Source organism: Streptomyces sp. DH24 (genome assembly GCF_029813775.1).
GTDB lineage: Bacteria > Actinomycetota > Actinomycetes > Streptomycetales > Streptomycetaceae > Streptomyces.
The window spans coordinates 166,912-183,580 of sequence record NZ_JARVKW010000004.1 but is presented as its reverse complement, the minus strand read 5'-3'; the positions used below and the strand labels follow the sequence as shown (position 1 = coordinate 183,580).

Genomic DNA, 16,669 nt, shown 5'->3' with positions numbered 1-16,669 from the left:
CCATGACACTCCTGATACGGCAACGAAGAGTCTGGGCCGCCCTGCTGGCCGGTCTGCTGATGACGCTGGGGCTGCAGACGACGGCCGCCGGGCAGGACACCCCGTCCGTGCGGGCCGCGCAGGTCCTCACCTGGACGGCGGACGACGACATCACCAAGTACGCGTCCGCGCCCGCCACGGCGGTGGCGGGCCCGGCGACGATCGTCTTCGAGAACAGCGCGGCGACCGGCAACACCACCGGCATGCCGCACACGCTGACGTTCGTCACCAGCGACCCCGAGTACAACAGCGACGTGCAGCTGAACATCCTGGCCAGTCCGAACGACGACCAGGACGGCCGGCACACCGCCGAGGTCACCCTGACGCCCGGCCGGTACCTGTACCACTGCACGATCCCCGGCCACGGGGAGATGCGGGGCGTCCTCGTGGTGAGCGACGCGGGCGGGGACGACACCACGGCGCCCGAGGCGACGGCGGAGGTGCGCGGCACGCAGAACGCCCAGGGCCAGTACGTGGGTTCGGCGAGCGTGGCGATCAGCGCCACGGACGCGGGCGGTTCCGGCGTGGACCGGATCGAGTACGCGGTCGGGGCCGACGGCGCCTGGCAGCCGTACACGGCGCCGGTCGTGGTCGACCGGGTCGGCGACCACACGGTCCGCTACCGGGCGCTGGACAAGGCGGGCAACGTGTCGGCGGAGAAGAGCGTCACGTTCACCGTCGTCGCCCCGCCGTCGGACGACAGCACGCCGCCGGACACCTCGGCGACGGTCAGCGGTGAACGGAATCCCGACGGGACCTATGTCGACATGGCGACGGTCACCGTCACCGCGTCCGACACCGGGTCGGGCGTCAACAGTATTGAGTATGCGATCGGCAGCGAGGGCGCCTGGCAGGCGTACACCGCGCCCGTGATGGTGCACGAGGCCGGCACGCACACCGTGCGGTACCGCGCCACCGACAAGGCGGGCAACGCGGCGGCCGAGAAGAGCGTCGAGTTCACGATCGTCTCGGCGCCTCCGCAGGACACCACGCCGCCGGTGACGGGTGTGACCGTGGAGGGCACCAAGAACTCCGACGGGGCGTACGTCGGCAGCGCGCGGGTGACGATCGGGGCGACGGACGAGGGCGGTTCCGGTGTCGCCGGTATCGAGTATTCCCTCGACGGCGGACCGTACATCGCATACACCGCACCGCTGACGGTCGACCGCGCAGGCGCCCACACCGTCGCCTACCGTGCGACCGACAAGGCCGGCAACACCTCCGAGCCGCGCACCGTGAGCTTCACGGTGGTGGCCGGCGGCGGGGTGCCCGCGCCGGACTGCCCCGAGTACGACGAGCGGTTGACGGTGATCGTCGGCACGGTCGACTCGGGCGTCCCGAACCGGGTCACGAACAACCGGTGCCGGATCAACGAGTTGATCGAGGACGAGAAGGAGTGGACGTCCCACGCCCTGTTCCTCAAGCACGTGAAGTCCGTGCTGGACGCGCTGCTGAAGGAAGGCGTCGTCGACCAGCGCGAGTACAACGCCATCACGCGGGCCGCCCGGCAGTCCGGGATCGGCAAGCCCGGGCAGACCGAGGGCTACCGCAAGATCCTGGACGGCAGCGCGGAGTCGTTCGCGCGGTGGGAGCAGGTGGGCGGCGGTTCGTTCGCGCTGAACGCGGACGGGTCGATCACCTCGGGCACCACGAAGCCGGGCCTGGGCATGCTGTGGTTCCCGGAGCGCAAGTACGGCGACTTCTCGCTGCGTCTGCAGTGGCGTGACGACGCGCCGGGCACGGGCAACGCCAACTCCGGTGTGTTCGTGCGGTTCCCGTGGGTCCACGAGCACCCGGAGGAGTCGCGGCCGGAGTGGGTGGCCATCAAGTACGGGCACGAGGTGCAGGTGTTCGACCGGCCCGACGGCGACATGTACAAGACGGGGTCGGTCTACGGCTTCGACCGCGTGGGGCTGTCCGGCGCGGGCGTGACTCCGAAGGGCACCTGGAACGACTACGAGATCCGGGTGGTCGACCAGCGCTACTCGGTCTACCGCAACGGCGTGCTGATCAACGAGTTCGACAACACCGGCGGCCAGGTCTTCGAGCCGCCGCGCCCGGACGACCCGGGCACGGACGGCCGGCGCTTCGCCTCCGGCTACGTCGGGCTCCAGGTGCACGGCACGACGGACGTGGTCTCGTACCGGGACGTGCGCATCCGGGAGTTGTAGGACACCGGGCCCACCGGGCCACCGGTCCACCGGCCCACCGGCCCACCGGGCACCTGACCGGCCGGTTGCCGGGCCGGTCAGGGAGCCGGGCCGGGGTTCAGGAGGCGGCCGGGGGACGGTCCTTCCTGGCCCGACTCGGCTGGACCCGCGTGGGCTCGCCCGGCATCTTCGGGTACTCGGGCGGGTACGGCAGATCGCCGAGCCCGTGGTCGTGTTCGTCCTTCGTCGCCAGTTCCAGCAGGGCGTCGAGGGAGTAGGCGTGATCGTCCATGTCCGCGTGCACGTCGCCGAGTTCGGCGAAGCGCGCGGGCATGGTCGCGATGTCGAAGTCCCGCGGGTGGGCCTGCCCGACCTCCTCCCAGCGCAGCGGCGCGGAGACGGGGGCGTGCGGGCGGGGCCGTACGGAATAGGCGGAGGCGATGGTGCGGTCGCGGGCGGTCTGGTTGTAGTCGATGAAGATCCGCTCGCCGCGTTCCTCCTTCCACCACTTGATCGTCACGCGGTCCGGCATGCGGCGTTCCATCTCGCGGCCGACGGCGATGGCGGCGCGCCGCACCTGGGTGAAGGTCCAGCGGGGCTCGATGGGCACGAAGACGTGCAGTCCCCGGCCGCCGGAGGTCTTGGGCCAGCCGCGCAGGCCGCCGAACTCGTCCAGGACGGCGCGCAGTTCGTGCGCGGCGCGGACGGCGTCGTCGTAGTCGGTGCCGGGCTGCGGGTCGAGGTCGATGCGGAGTTCGTCGGGGCGGTCGACGTCGCCGCGGCGCACCGGCCAGGGGTGGAAGGTGAGGGTGCCGTACTGGGCGGCCCACAGCACGGCCGCCTCCTCGGTGGGGCACATCTCGTCGGCGCTGCGGCCGCTGGGGAAGGTGATGTGGGCGGTCGGGATCCAGTCGGGCATGTTCTTGGGGGCCCGTTTCTGGAAGAACGACTCGCCGGTCACCCCGTCGGGGTAGCGCTCCAGGGTGGTGGGGCGGTCGCGCAGGGCGCGCAGGATGCCGGGGCCGACGGCCACGTAGTACCGGGCGAGGTCCAGCTTGGTGAAGCCGCGCTCCGGGAAGAACACCTTGTCGGGGCTGGACAGGCGTACTGTCCGCCCGCCCGCTTCGAGTTCCACCGCGTCACCCATGCGGCCACGGTAGGCGTGGCGGACGGACCTCGCACACCGGGCGGACCGGATGTTCCGGGCGCAGAATCGGACCATGGATCTCCCGGTCATGCCGCCCGTGAAGCCGATGCTCGCCAAGTCCGTGGCGAGTATCCCGCCGGACATGCACTATGAGGCGAAGTGGGACGGGTTCCGCGCGATCGTGTTCCGCGACGGCCCCGAGCTGGAGCTGGGCAGCCGCACCACCAAGCCGCTGACGAGGTACTTCCCGGAGCTGGTCGCGGCGCTGAAGGAGCGGGTGCCCGAGCGGTGCGTGCTGGACGGGGAGATCGTGATCGCCCACGAGGGGCGGCTCGACTTCGACGCGCTGACCGAGCGCATCCATCCGGCGGACTCGCGGGTGCGCACGCTGGCCGAGCGGACGCCCGCCTCGTTCGTCGCCTTCGACCTGCTGGCCCTGGACGACGAGTCCCTGCTCGACGTGCCCCTCACGGACCGTCGCGCGCTGCTGGTACGGGCCCTGTCCGGGGTCACGGCACCGGTGCACGTGGCGCCCGCGACGACGGACGTCGAGGTGGCCCGGCAGTGGTTCGAGCAGTACGAGGGCGCCGGTCTGGACGGGGTGGTGGCGAAGCCGCCGGGGGTGCGGTACCTCCAGGACGAGCGCGCCATGTACAAGGTCAAGCACGAGCGGACGGCGGACGTGGTCGTGGCGGGCTACCGGCTGCACAAGAGCGGCCCGGTCGTCGGTTCGCTGCTGCTCGGTCTGTACGACGACCGGGGCGCCCTCCAGCACGTGGGGGTGTCGGCCGCGTTCCCGATGAAGCGCCGGGCGGAGCTGGTGGCGGAGCTGGAGCCGCTGCGCATGGACGACGTGTCCGGGCATCCGTGGGCGGCGTGGGCGGACGAGGCGGCCCACGAGACGGCGCGGTTGCCGGGGGCGCCGAGCCGCTGGTCCGGGAAGAAGGACCTGTCGTGGGTGCCGCTGCGGCCGGAGCGGGTGGCCGAGGTGGCGTACGACCACATGGAGAACGGGGCGCGTTTCCGGCACACGGCCCGTTTCCGCCGCTGGCGCCCGGACCGCACGCCGGAGAGCTGTACGTACGGGCAGCTGGAGGAGCCGGTGCGTTACGACCTCGCGGAGATCTTCGCGCCGCCGGAAGCGCGGTAGCGGCCGGCGTCCGAGGACCGCCGCCGACCGCCGTCCGGGACCGCGCGGTCGGCTGCCGCGCGAAGCCGGTGAGGAACCTGCCCGGAACCCGGCCGGGAGCCGGCCGGGACTGCCGCCCCGAACCCGGCGGGGGCCGGCCCCCGAGGGGCGTGACATCCGACCGGGACCGTCACCGGACCGGAAACCCCGGCGGCGAGTGCCGCCGAAGAGGCTGCGGACTTCCGTACCGCCGCAGAGTTCCGCACAGCCCGCAGGTTTCCGTACCGCCGCGGACTTCCGTGCCGCCCGCCGGTTTCCGTACCGCCGCGGACTTCCGTGCCGCCCGCAGGTTTCCGTGCCGCCGCGGACTTCCGTACCGCCCGCGGATTCCCCGTCACCCGACGGTTCCGTGCGGAGTCGGCGGGGCGCCCGAGGGAGCCGTCGGCCGGCCGTCAGGGTTCCATCAGGACCTTCACCGCGCCGTCCTGCTTGCGCTGGAACATCTCGTACGCGTGCGGCGCGTCCGCCAGCGGCAGCCGGTGGGTGGCGAAGTCGTCGACGCCGAGGGGGTCCTCGTCCGTCAGGTAGGGCAGGATCTCGTCGGTCCAGCGGCGCACGTTGGCCTGGCCCATGCGGATCTGGAGCTGCTTGTCGAACATCGTGAGCATCGGCATCGGGTCGGCCATGCCGCCGTACACGCCGACGAGGGAGAGGGTGCCGCCGCGCCGGACGAGTTCGATGGCGGTGTGCAGGGCGGCGAGCCGGTCGACGCTGAAGCGCTCGGCGAGCGGGCCGCTCAGGCGGCGGGGCATCATCGCCGAGGCCTGCTGGACAAGGCGGGCGGCGACGCTGCCGTGGGCCTCGGTGCCGACGGCGTCGATCACGGCGTCGGGGCCGCGGCCGTCGGTCTCGTCCTGGATGGCGGCCACGAGTTCCTTCTCGTTGTCGAAGGCCCGCAGGTTGTACGTCTCCACGCCCCGTGAGCGCGCCCGGCGCAGCCGTTCCGGTACGAGGTCGACGCCGAACACCCGCCCGGCGCCGCGTACCTGGGCGACCCGGCAGGCCATGTCGCCGATGGGTCCGAGGCCGAGGACGGCGACGGTGCCGCCCTGGGGGACGTCGGCGTAGGCGACGGCCTGCCAGGCGGTGGGCAGGACGTCGGAGAGGTAGACGAAGCGGTCGTCGGCCGGGCCCTCGGGGACCTTGATCGGGCCGAAGTGGGCCTGTGGGACGCGCAGGTACTCGGCCTGGGCGCCGGGGACGGCGCCGTACAGGCGGGTGTAGCCGAACAGCGCGGCTCCCATGCCCTCGCTGGTGACCTGGGTGGTCTCGCACTGGGTGGGCAGCCCGGTGGAGCACATGAAGCAGTGCCCGCAGGCGATCTGGAAGGGGACGACCACCCGGTCGCCGGGCTTGAGGTCGGTGACCTCGGCGCCGACCTCCTCGACGATGCCCATCGGCTCGTGTCCGAGGATGTCGCCGGGTGTCATGAACGGGGTGAGCACCTCGTACAGATGCAGGTCGGAGCCGCACAGGCCGGTGGACGTGACGCGGATGACCGCGTCCGTCGGCTCCTGGATCTTCGGATCGGGCACGTTCTCCACGCGCACGTCCCGCTTGCCCTGCCACGTCACTGCCCTCATCGCGCCCGCTCCCTCCGTCAGCGTTCGGTCGTGGCCCTCCGGTCCCACGGTGGCGCCCGGGTACCCGGCGCCCCTGTGCCGAACCTTGGCGTGGGCCGGTCGGCCCATTCACCGCGCGCGACCGGAATCGATCGGGTATGGCCAGCTTCGACTGGAAAAGCGCACAATCAAGTGAACAGGACAGGGTGGGCGACGGTGGCCATGGCACGAGGGGCGCGCGTCGGGCGCGCCACGACGACAGCGGCGGTACTGGCCGCGGCGGTGACGGCCGCGCTCGCGGCGGGCTGCACGACGGGGCCGGGACCGGGACCGGACGACGGCCGGGCGGCGAGCCGGGAGCCGTCGCGCGGCACGGCGGACACCACCGCCTCCGTCCTCGCGGTGAAGATCGACAACGCCCGTGCCGCCCGGCCCCACGCGGGTCTGGACGCCGCGGACGTGGTGTACGTGGAGCAGGTCGAGGGCGGGCTGAGCCGGCTGATGGCCGTCTACGCGACGAAGCTCCCGGAAACCGTCGGGCCGGTGCGCAGTGCCCGCGAGTCCGATCTGGAGCTGCTGGCCCAGTTCCGGCGCCCGACGCTCGCCTACTCGGGGGCGCAGGGCAAGCTGAAGCCGCTGATCGACGACGCCCCGCTGCGGGCCGCGCCGCCGGAGAAGGAACGGGACGGCTACTTCCGGGAGCCCGGGCGGGCCGCGCCGCACAACCTCTACGTGCGCGCGGACGCGGTGCCGTACGGCGTCGGGGCCGGCCGGAGCCCATGCCCGCCGACGGGGCCGTGCCGGCCGGAGGGCCGGAGGGGTCCGTTCCGGCCGAGGAGCCCGACGGGTCCGTGCCGGGCGAGGAGCCCCTGCCGGCCGGAGCGGGCCGATGAGTCCGGCGGCGCTGGTCGCCGTCGCCCTCTCCCTCGTCTCCGCCGTCGCCTACGCGGCCGCCGCCGTCGCCCAGGAGCGGCTGGCGGCGCGCAGTCCCGGCACCGGTGCGCCGCGGCTGCTCGGCAGCGGCGCGTGGTGGGGGTCGGTCGCGCTGAACGCGGCGGCGGCGCTGCTGCACGTGGTGGCTCTCAGGTACGGTCCGCTGACCCTGGTGCAGCCGCTGGGCGCGCTGACCCTCGTCGCGGCGGTGCCGCTGGGGGCGCGGCTGGCGGGGCGGCGGGTCACCGGCGTGGAGTGGCGCGGCACGGCGTGGACGCTGGCCGGTCTGGCCGCGCTGCTCGTCGTGGCGTCGGGTCCGGCGCCGGACGACGTGCTGAGCGTGCCCGAGGCGCTGGCGGTCGCGGCGGTGACGGCGGCGCTGATCGGGGCGCTGGCCCGGCCGGGCGCGCGGCCGGGGCTGCGGCACGCGACGGCGTCCGGTGTGGCGTCCGGGGTCGCGTCGGCGCTGACCCAGACGGTGACGGTGGCGGTGACGGACCGTTCCGGGCCGCTGCTCGGCGCGCAGGTGGTGGGCGTGGCTCTGCTGGTGGCCGTGTTCGCCGCGGGCGGGCTGCTGCTGGCGCAGACGGCGTACCGGGGCGGACTGGGCGCGCCGCTGGCGACGGTGACCCTGGCGAACCCGGTGGCCGCCGCCGTGATCGGCCTGTCCCTCCTCGGTGAGCGCCTGCGGGGCGGCCCGGCGGGCGCGCTGCCGGCCGTGGCGGGCGCTGTCCTGGCGGCCCGGGGTGTCGTCCTGCTGACCCGGGCGGTCCCGCGCCCGGCGGGCGCCGCCGGGGCCGGTCCTCACCCGGTCGCCGCCGTCCCGGCCCCGCTAAGCGCGCCGCCCGCCCCACAACCGCCGCTGGTGCCCCGGCAGCCGGAGCCGGGGCACCTCGCACGCTGCGGCGTCGGGGGCACGGCCCTGGCGCCGGGTGTCACTCGGTGGCGATCGCCGGGTCGCTCACGCCCGGTCGGCCGTTCTCGACGTGGCCGGCGAACCGGCGCAGGAAGGCGGGGTCGGAGTCCGACGTGACCGTGAGGTCGTACCAGCGGCGGCTGCGGGTGAGGTCGACGGTGTGCCGCACGGTGGCGCCGGGTCGCACCGTGACGGTCGCCGGCGCTCCCCCGTAGCCGTTGGTGACGGTCAGGCGGACCGTGCCGGAGCCCGCGTTCGTGAAGGTCAGCCGGATGTCGTCGCCGCTGTGCCGGGCGGTCGCCTCGGGGCCCGCCGCGCCGCCCCGGCCCCGGAAGGCGCGCAGGAAGCCGTTCGGGCCGTGCACGGTGAGGTCGTGGGACCCCTCGGAGTACGCGGCGTTCCAGGTGTCGGAGACGGTCCGGCCGGCGTCGGTGGTGTACGTCCAGGGGCCGTCGGCGCGGTTGCCGGACGTCACGAGGAACGCGGCACCCGCCTCGGCGCCGGAGGCGAAGGTGAGCGTGAGCGTCCCGGCGCCGGGGTCCGCGGAACCGTCCACGTGCGGCGCGTACTTCAGCGGGCGGGCGGGGCGCAGGCCGGGTTCCTGCCCGGGCAGCGCCGGGTCGGCCGGCGGCGTGGGGCGGTAGTCGGGGTGGCGTTCGCGGTCCGGCGGCTCGTAGGCGTCGGTGTCCGGCAGCGCGGCCGGCCTGCTGTCCTTGCGGGAGAAGTCGAACGCGGACGTCAGGTCGCCGCAGATGGCGCGCCGCCACGGGGAGATGTTCGGCTCGCGGACGCCGAAGCGGCGCTCCATGAACCTCAGGATCGAGGTGTGGTCGAAGGTCTCGGAGCACACGAACCCGCCCTTGCTCCACGGCGACACGACGAGCATCGGCACGCGCGGTCCGAGCCCGTAGAAGCCCTCCACGTGGGTCTTGTCGCCGGGGAAGACGTCCAGGGAGACGTCGGCGGTGGACCGGCCCTGCGCGTCGGACTTCGGCGGCAGCGGCGGCACGACGTGGTCGAAGAAGCCGTCGTTCTCGTCGTAGGTGATGAACAGGGCGGTCTTCGCCCACACCGCCGGGTTGGAGGTGAGCGCGTCGAGGACCTGCGCGATGTACCAGGCGCCGTAGTTGGAGGGCCAGTTGGAGTGCTCGGAGAACGCCTCGGGGGCGGCGATCCAGGAGATCTGCGGCAGCGTCCCGGCCCGCACGTCCGCGCGCAGCCGGTCGAACCAGCCGTCGCCGTTCTTCACGTCGGTGCCGGTGCGGGCCTTGTCGTACAGCGGGTCGCCGGGCTTCGCGTCGCGGTACTTGGTGAAGTACAGCAGGGAGTTGTCGCCGTAGTTGCCGCGGTAGGCGTCCTCGATCCAGCCCCAGTGGCCGGCGGCGTCCAGGCCGTCGCCGATGTCCTGGTAGATCTTCCAGGAGACGCCGGCCCGCTCCAGGCGCTCGGGGTAGGTCGTCCAGTCGTAGCCGAGTTCGTCGTTGCCGAGGACCGGGCCGCCGCCCTTGCCGTCGTTGCCGGTGTGGCCGGACCACATGTAGTAGCGGTTCGGGTCGGTGGAGCCGATGAACGAGCAGTGGTAGGCGTCGCAGACGGTGAACGCGTCGGCGAGGGCGTAGTGGAAGGGGATGTCCTCGCGCGTCAGGTACGCCATGGTCGTGGTGCCCTTGGCGGGCAGCCATCCGTCGTACCTGCCGTCGCGGTAGGCGGCCTGGCCGTCGGACCAGCCGTGCGGGAGCCCTTCCAGGAACTGCATGCCGAGGTCGTCGGCGTCCGGGTGGAAGGGCAGCACCTCCGTGCCGTCCTTCTCCTGGTGCCACACCGACTTGCCGTTGCCGAGCCGCACCGGGCGGGGGTCGCCGAAGCCGCGGACGCCCCGCAGCGTGCCGAAGTAGTGGTCGAAGGACCGGTTCTCCTGCATGAGGACGACGATGTGCTCGACGTCCTCGATCGTCCCCGAGCGGTGGTTCGCCGGGAGCGCGGCGGCCCGCTGGATGCTGGCGGACAGCGCGGTGAACGCCGTGGTGGTGCCCGCGAGTTGGAGGAAGCGGCGCCGGTTGACTTCGGGCATGACGGGGGGACCTCTCGCCGGGAAACGGGGGGGGTGGAGCGGCCGGGTGTGACGGAACGCGCGCGAAAGGAGTGTTCCAGGAGCACCAAACGTCAGGAAAGGGTCCGATGGCGCCCATGTGAAAGTCGCCCGTACGACGTGTGCCGCATCGGCCGCCCGGGGATGGTCGCGGTCATGACTCGTATGCACACGGCATCCATTCCGACGCGACGGCCCGTACGCCAGCTCCTCGCCGCCTCCGTGGGCAACGCCGTGGAGTGGTACGACTGGTACGCGTACACGTTCCTGGCGACGTACATCGCCGCCGAGGTGTTCCCCGAGAGCGCCGACGACTCGCTCGTGCCGCTGCTGTCGACGTTCGCGGTGTTCGCGGTCGGGTTCTTCATGCGGCCGCTGGGCGGGCTGCTGATGGGCGCGGTCGCGGACCGGCGCGGCAGACGGGCCGCGCTCACGGTCACCATCCTGCTGATGGGCGGCAGCAGCCTGCTGGTCGGCCTGACCCCGTCGTACGACACGGCGGGTGTGCTCGCCCCGGTCCTGCTGGTGCTGGCGCGGCTGCTGCAAGGGCTGTCGGTGGGCGGCGAGTTCGCGGCGTCGACGACGTTCCTCGTGGAGTCGGCCGGGCCGGGCCGCCGGGGCCTGTTCTCCAGCTTCCAGTACGTGTCGACGACCGCCGGCCAGCTGCTCGCGTCCGGCATCGCGGCGCTGCTGGTGGCGGCGCTGTCCGACGGGCGGTTGCACGACTGGGGCTGGCGGGTGCCGTTCGTGCTCGGGGCGCTGTTCAGCCTGGTCGGGTTCTGGATCCGGCGGGGCGCCGAGGAGACCCGCAGCGCCGAGCAGCGGCGGGCGCCGCGCCCCGGCCTGCTGGAGGCGCTGCGGCGTCATCCGCGCGAGTCCCTGCTGATCGGCGGGATCACCGCGGGCGGCACGATCGCCTACTACACGTGGACGTCGTACCTGCCGACGTACGCCGAACTCAACGCCGGTCTCGCCAAGTCGGACGCGCTCCTCGCGGGCACGCTCTCGCTGGCCTTCTTCGGCCTGCTCCAGCCGCTCGGCGGGCTGCTCTCGGACCGCTTCGGACGGCGTCCGCTGCTGCTGTTCTTCGGCCTGGGCTTCGCCCTGCTGTGCGTGCCGCTGCTGCACCTGCTCAGCGACTCGTTCGTGGTGATGCTGCTGGTGAGCTGCGCGGGCATGATCCTGCTGACCGGGTTCACGTCGATCAGCGCGGCCGTGAACGCGGAGGTGTTCCCGCCGCGGGTGCGCGCGGCCGGCATCGGCTTCCCGTACTCCCTCACGGTCGCCCTGTTCGGCGGCACCGCCCCGTATGTGGGCACCCTCTTCAAGGAGTTGGACCACTCCGGGCTGTTCCCGTGGTACGTCGCCGTGCTGTGCCTGCTGTCGTCGCTGGTGTACCTGCGGCTGCCGGAGACGGCGCACAAGGAACTGGAACGCTGACGCCTTCCGCCTGACGGAAGTGGCCTTGCCGGGGCGTGGCGGGCGTCACGAATCTGATGCCCACCACGGCACGCGGGGCGGCACGGCCCCGCTTCTCAGGGACGGGAGCCGCTCCATGCCGCACATCACCGCCTTCGCCAGGAACCAGTGGTACGTCGCCGCCCACAGTCACGAGGTCGGCCGCGAGCTGCTCGGCCGGACGGTTCTCGGCGAGCAGCTCGTCCTGTACCGGACGGAGCGGGACGGCACGCCGGTCGTCCTCAACGACCGCTGTGTGCACCGCCGTTATCCGCTGTCCGAGGCGCCGACCCGGCTCGACGGCGACCGGATCGTCTGCGGCTACCACGGCTTCACGTACGACACGACGGGCACGTGCGTGTACGTGCCCGGCCAGAAACGCGTGCCCCGCACCGCGCGGGTCGCCTCCTACCCGGTGGCCGAAAGGGACTCGCTGGTGTGGGTGTGGATCGGCGACCCGGCGCTCGCCGACCCCGAGACCGTTCCGCGCGCCCGGCACCTGGACTCCCCCGGCTGGGTGACCGTGCGCGGCATGGAGCCGATCGACGCCGACTACGGGCTCCTCGTCGACAACCTCCTCGACCTGTCCCACGAGACCTATCTGCACGGCGGCTACATCGGCACGCCCGAGGTCGCCGAGACCCCGATCACCACGGAGGTCGACGAGGGCGCCGGGACCGTCAGGGTCGGCCGGCACATGGACGACGCCGAGTGCCCGCCGTTCTACGCCCGTTCGACCGGCATCGAGGGCCGCATCATGCGGTGCCAGGACATCGAGTACCACGCGCCCTGCCTGTATCTGCTGCACAGCCGCGTCGCCCCGGTCGGCGTGCTGCCCGAGCCGGACGGCAGCGACCCGAACGGCTTCCACACCGAGATCACCTACGCGATCACGCCGTCCGCCGAGGGCAGGGTGTACGACTTCTGGGCGGTGTCCCGGGACTGGGCGCTCGACGACCCGGAGGTCACCGAGTTCCTGCGGGCCAACAACCACACCGTCGTCATGCAGGACGTCGACGCGCTCAACCTGCTGCAGCGGACGCTCGGCAGCGAGCGCGCCGGCTACCAGGAGCTCAGCATCAACATCGACACCGGCGGCCTGGCCGCCCGCCGCATCCTCGCCCGGCTCGTCGAGGAGGGCGCCAAGCCCGTGGAGGGGGTCCGGTGACGCCGTCCACCGGCGAGGTCTACCGCGTCGACTGGCTGCCCGGCACCGACGTCCTGCACGGCACCTGCCACTGCGGCGCCGAGCACCGCGCCGAGGACCCGGTCGCCATGTGGGAGTGGATGCTCGCCCACCCGCGGGGGCACCGGCCCACCGGCACCGAAGAACCGGCAGGAGACGCCTCGTGACCGAGTACGAGACCGAACTCGTCGTGTCCGGGCGGGAGTTCGCGGCCGACGGCGTGGCCGTCCTCACCCTGTGCCACCCGGTCGGTGAACCGCTGCCGCGCTGGACACCGGGCGCCCACATCGACGTCGTGCTCGGTCCGGAGCTGCAGCGGCAGTACTCGCTGTGCGGCGATCCGGCCGACCGGGACACCTGGCGGATCGCCGTGCTGCGCGAGCCGGACGGGCGCGGCGGATCGGCGTACGTGCACGAGCGGTTGGGGCGCGGCGACAGGGTGCGGGTGCGCGGGCCGCGCAACCACTTCGCGCTTCAGCCCGCGCCCCGCTACCGGTTCGTCGCCGGTGGCATCGGCATCACCCCGATCCTGCCGATGCTGGCCGCCGCGCAGGCGGCGGGCGCCGAGTGGACGCTGCTGTACGGCGGGCGCACGCGGGCCTCCATGGCGTTCGCCGAGGAGCTGGGCCGTTACGGAGACCGGGTCACGCTCGCGCCGCAGGACGAGTGCGGGCTTCTCGACCTGGACGCGGTCGTGGCCGCACCGCCCGACGGCACGCTCGTCTACTGCTGCGGCCCGGGGCCGCTGCTCGACGCCGTCGAGGAGCGCTGCCCGCCGGGGGTGCTGCGCGTCGAACGGTTTCGGCCCAGGCGGCAACCCGCGGGGAACGACGGGGAGTTCGAGGTGGTGCTGGAGCGCAGCGGACTCGCGGTCACCGTCCGGCCCGGCGTGTCCGTGCTGGACAGCGTGCGCGCCGCGGGCGTCGAGGTCCTCTACTCCTGCGCCGAGGGCACGTGCGGAACCTGCGAGACGGACGTCCTGGACGGCACTCCGGACCACCGGGACTCGGTGCTCACCGAGGAGCAACGCGCGGCCGGCGAGACCATGCTCATCTGTGTGTCGCGCTGCCGGGGGAAGCGGCTCGTGCTGGACCTGTGATCCGCAGGTCCTGGCCGGGCAGGAGCCGCGCGTTGGCGGGAGCGGCGGACGCCGCACACTCAAGCGACGCACAACATCTACCCTCAAGACGTCGCACAGAGTAAGGAATGCTGCCGCCAGGCCTGCTCGACCGCGACGGCGTCGTCGCAGGAGACGCCCGGGAGACCGAGGTCGCCGATGGCCGCGTTGACGAGGACGACCGGGATGTTGCGGTCGGCGAGCCGCCGGTAGTGGTCGTGGGGCGCGTCGGCCTGCGCGGACAGGCCGACGGCGAAGACGACGCCGGAGACCTGCTGCTGGAGCAGCAGCTCCACGTAGTCGGCCCGGCACCCCGCCCTTGAGCTGCGTGCACAGCACCGGGGTCAGTCCGAGCTGCGCGAGCGCACCGCCGATGACCTCGGCGAAGGCCGGGAAGATGGGGTTCTGGAGCTCGGGCGGGCCGAGGAAACCACGAGCGGACCGGCAGCCGCAGGAGCGGGCCGGCGGCCGTCACTCCGGGGCGGTGACCACCCTCAGATGGGCGGCGGTGCGACGCACGCCGCGTTCGCGGGCGGCCGGGGCCCGGCGGGCCTCGCGCAGGGCCAGCGTCAGGCGCGTGTACCCCATGTCCCGCAGCGTCTTCGGGGTCTCGACGACGATCCGGCACTCGGTGCTGCCCCAGCGCGGGTCGGGGTGCAACAGCGGGCGCACCGCCCCGTCGTGCTCGACGGCGCCCTTGCCCACGGCGCGGATCCAGTGCGGCAGGCCCTGTCGGTAGGCGGCCTCCATGATCGGGTCCTGAGCGATGTCCCGGCGCACGGCCTGCAGCGCGTGATCGTGCCCGTGCCGTTCTATGGCGTCCGCGAACTGCGCCAGCATCGGCAGGCACCAGCTCGACTCGTGCTCGCCGAGGACCGTGCCCGCGTCCGGGTGGAAGAGGACGAACCGCAGGAAGTTGTCCCCCGGCATGGCCGTGGGATGCGGGCCGACCTCGCGGAACAGCGACCGGAACGCGCTGTTGGCCAGGACGACGTCCCAGCGGTGGTCGACGACGAGGGAGGGGAAGGGCACGGCTTCCAGATAGCTGGCGTAGTCCCGCACGTACGCCTGGTCCTCAAAACCTTCGGGGACGGGCCGCGGCGCCGACCGCTGCCCTCCTGCCTGAAACGCCATCGGGAGGTCACCCCTCTTGCCTATGCGGCCTTCACGCGGCGCCCCGATCCTGCTGCCCAGAAGCTTGCCATGTCAACTATCGTGGCATTTCATGCCTGTTCACGGCTGAAATTGGCCACAGTTGTGGCGAGACCTGGATGTGAGTTCGAGACACGGGCTACTCTCCGGGAAGTTCACGGCAACCGCTTGTGAGAAGCCTGTGAGAGACGTAGGAGATCTGGCGGTGACGGATGGCTTCGAGGGTCCGGGCGTCACGCCTTCGGCCGAGCTGACGGCCGTCGTCACCCGCGTCACCGCACTCGCCGACCGGCTCGGAGTGCCGCACGCCGAAGTCTTCGACACCGGCCGTCTGTCCGTCGCCTCCGGCGTCCCGGAGTCCGTGGTCAAAGCCCTGCTGAGCGGCCGTGAGGCGGGCGAACCCGATGTGCAGGCCCGCTTCCTCCAGCGCCTCGACCTGCTGCGCCGCACCCGGCTGAAGCCGAACGGCCGCAAGTACACCCAGCAGGAGATAGCCGACGGCGCCGGCATGTCGCGGCAGCAGGCGGGCGCCCTCATCAACGGCGACCGGCGCCCCACGATGGAGCACTGCGACGCCATCCAGCGTTTCTTCCGGGTGCACGCCGGTTTCCTCACGGCCGAGGACCCCGAGGCGCTCACGAGCGCCCTGCAGCGCACCGAGCAGGAGCTGCTGCAGAAGCTCGCCGACACCGAGCGCCGTGCCGCCGCGGCGGCCGACGACCCGCTGGAGCGGCTGTTGCAGGACCACGGCGTCCGCGGGATCGCCTGGCGGGCCGCGCAGCTGCCCACCGACCAGCACCGCGACAAGGTCGCGGAGTGGCTGGACATGCTGTTGGAGAGCGTCAAGCGGCCCGAGTCCTGACCGTGGGGAGAAGTGTGGGAACCGCAAGGGAAATGCGCCGCCTGTGCGGCGAGTTGGTCGCGGAGCTGACGCTTCCCGCACCGGCGCGGCCCGCCGACCTGTACGGGGCGCTGTGCGACGCGATGAGCAGACGCCGCGGTCGTCCCGTCCTCTTCCGTACGGCCGCCTTCCCGCCCGGCACGGCGAGCGGGCTGTGGCTCGACATGGCGGAGCAGGACCTCGTCGTGATCGAGGAACGCACCGCGCCGGACCACCAGTTGGTCATCCTCGGGCACGAGCTGTGGCACATGAAGGCCGGGCACTGCGCGCACCACGTGGAGGGCGCGGCGGTCGCGGCCCGGCTGCTCGACGACGACGCCGATCTGCACGCGACGGTCCTGAAGGTGGCGGCGCGCACCCGGTTCGACCTCGCGGACGAGCAGGAGGCCGAGAGCTTCGGCCTGCTGCTGGCGAGCAAGTGCCGTACGTGGCTGGCCGGTTCGTCGCTGCGCGGCCCGGTACAGCGCGACCGGCTGGCCGGCCGCATCGAGGCGTCCCTGGGCTACCTGGGCCGTCAGCAGGGCTGAGCGGGGGGCACGGCGTTCTTCAACCTGGCGGCCGTCGGGCAGCCGGGCTCTTTCGCGCGCCGCCGGGTCGGCGCGGGCACCCCGGGGACGCCACGGTGCCGGTCGGCCGGCCCCGGACCGGCCGGGGGCGCACCCGGTGCGGCCGTGAGCCGCGCCGCACTGCCGTGAGCCGCACCGCTGCCGCACGGTGCACCGCCACCGCCGCCGCGAGGTGCCCCGGGCCGATCCGTCCGGCACCGGAATACCGTTCCACCGGGGGTTTCCGGGACGTCCCGCCTCCGCCGAGCGGGCGAACCCACGTCC

At 73.0% G+C, this 16,669-nt stretch carries 13 protein-coding genes and 2 pseudogenes; 10 read left to right on the top strand and 5 right to left on the bottom strand.

The genetic code is table 11. The features are described from left to right. Positions 1-2: 2 nt before the first annotated feature. Positions 3-2,210: a family 16 glycoside hydrolase gene (locus QC282_RS04750; protein ID WP_279547905.1), complete on the top strand. Its 2,208-nt coding sequence runs from the start codon at positions 3-5 to the stop codon at positions 2,208-2,210. 97 nt (positions 2,211-2,307) lie between these two features. Here QC282_RS04750 and ligD read toward each other — a convergent pair whose 3' ends face one another. Continuing rightward, positions 2,308-3,336 carry a non-homologous end-joining DNA ligase gene (gene ligD, locus QC282_RS04745; RefSeq protein ID WP_279547904.1) on the bottom strand — a complete coding sequence of 343 codons (1,029 nt, stop codon included), beginning with the start codon at positions 3,334-3,336 and terminating at the stop codon, positions 2,308-2,310. Positions 3,337-3,409: 73 nt separating this feature from the next. On the opposite strand from ligD, the gene QC282_RS04740 reads away from it, so the two are divergent. Then, positions 3,410-4,486 carry an ATP-dependent DNA ligase gene (locus QC282_RS04740; protein ID WP_279547903.1) on the top strand — a complete coding sequence of 359 codons (1,077 nt, stop codon included), beginning with the start codon at positions 3,410-3,412 and terminating at the stop codon, positions 4,484-4,486. Positions 4,487-4,917: 431 nt separating this feature from the next. On the opposite strand, the gene QC282_RS04735 is transcribed toward QC282_RS04740, so the two are convergent. Further along, positions 4,918-6,108, bottom strand: a complete 1,191-nt coding sequence (locus QC282_RS04735; protein ID WP_279547902.1) for a glutathione-dependent formaldehyde dehydrogenase — start codon at positions 6,106-6,108, stop codon at positions 4,918-4,920. Positions 6,109-6,309: 201 nt separating this feature from the next. On the opposite strand from QC282_RS04735, the pseudogene QC282_RS04730 reads away from it, so the two are divergent. Both QC282_RS04730 and QC282_RS04725 read left to right on the top strand, forming a co-directional pair. Then, positions 6,310-6,837 (top strand): annotated as a pseudogene (locus QC282_RS04730) (DUF3048 domain-containing protein); the annotation flags it as partial. Between the two features lie 139 nt (positions 6,838-6,976). Next, positions 6,977-8,053, top strand: coding sequence for a hypothetical protein (locus QC282_RS04725; protein ID WP_279547901.1), 1,077 nt, complete (start codon positions 6,977-6,979; stop codon positions 8,051-8,053). Here the strand turns inward: QC282_RS04725 and QC282_RS04720 are convergent. After that, the gene (locus QC282_RS04720) at positions 7,956-10,007 is read right to left on the bottom strand and encodes a phosphocholine-specific phospholipase C (protein ID WP_279547900.1); all 2,052 of its coding nucleotides are present in this window, start codon (positions 10,005-10,007) and stop codon (positions 7,956-7,958) included. The genes QC282_RS04725 and QC282_RS04720 overlap by 98 nt on opposite strands. A 162-nt stretch (positions 10,008-10,169) precedes the next feature. Between QC282_RS04720 and QC282_RS04715 the strand changes: the two genes are divergently transcribed. The 4 genes from QC282_RS04715 to QC282_RS04700 all read left to right on the top strand — a co-directional run bounded on the left by QC282_RS04715 (position 10,170) and on the right by QC282_RS04700 (position 13,768). Continuing rightward, a complete protein-coding gene (locus QC282_RS04715; protein ID WP_279547993.1) occupies positions 10,170-11,465 on the top strand; it encodes an MFS transporter in 1,296 nt (431 codons plus the stop codon). A 115-nt stretch (positions 11,466-11,580) separates the two neighbouring features. Continuing rightward, positions 11,581-12,651, top strand: a complete 1,071-nt coding sequence (locus QC282_RS04710; protein WP_279547899.1) for an aromatic ring-hydroxylating dioxygenase subunit alpha — start codon at positions 11,581-11,583, stop codon at positions 12,649-12,651. Then, positions 12,648-12,836 (top strand): hypothetical protein, encoded by a 189-nt coding sequence (locus QC282_RS04705; protein WP_279547898.1) that lies wholly within the window; start codon positions 12,648-12,650, stop codon positions 12,834-12,836. Before QC282_RS04710 ends, QC282_RS04705 begins: the two co-directional genes overlap by 4 nt. Next, positions 12,833-13,768, top strand: coding sequence for a PDR/VanB family oxidoreductase (locus QC282_RS04700; RefSeq protein WP_279547897.1), 936 nt, complete (start codon positions 12,833-12,835; stop codon positions 13,766-13,768). The genes QC282_RS04705 and QC282_RS04700 overlap by 4 nt, the downstream gene beginning before the upstream one ends. Positions 13,769-13,881: 113 nt before the next feature. Here the strand turns inward: QC282_RS04700 and QC282_RS04695 are convergent. Together QC282_RS04695 and QC282_RS04690 are read right to left on the bottom strand one after the other, a co-directional pair. Continuing rightward, positions 13,882-14,203, bottom strand: a pseudogene (locus tag QC282_RS04695) (LacI family transcriptional regulator); the annotation flags it as partial. A 54-nt stretch (positions 14,204-14,257) separates the two neighbouring features. Further along, positions 14,258-14,920: a hypothetical protein gene (locus QC282_RS04690; RefSeq protein WP_279547896.1), complete on the bottom strand. Its 663-nt coding sequence runs from the start codon at positions 14,918-14,920 to the stop codon at positions 14,258-14,260. Between the two features lie 223 nt (positions 14,921-15,143). Between QC282_RS04690 and QC282_RS04685 the strand changes: the two genes are divergently transcribed. Beyond that, positions 15,144-15,800 carry a helix-turn-helix transcriptional regulator gene (locus tag QC282_RS04685; protein ID WP_279547895.1) on the top strand — a complete coding sequence of 219 codons (657 nt, stop codon included), beginning with the start codon at positions 15,144-15,146 and terminating at the stop codon, positions 15,798-15,800. Between the two features lie 32 nt (positions 15,801-15,832). After that, positions 15,833-16,366, top strand: a complete 534-nt coding sequence (locus tag QC282_RS04680) for a toxin-antitoxin system, toxin component (protein WP_279547894.1) — start codon at positions 15,833-15,835, stop codon at positions 16,364-16,366. The last annotated feature ends 303 nt before the right edge of the window (positions 16,367-16,669 follow it).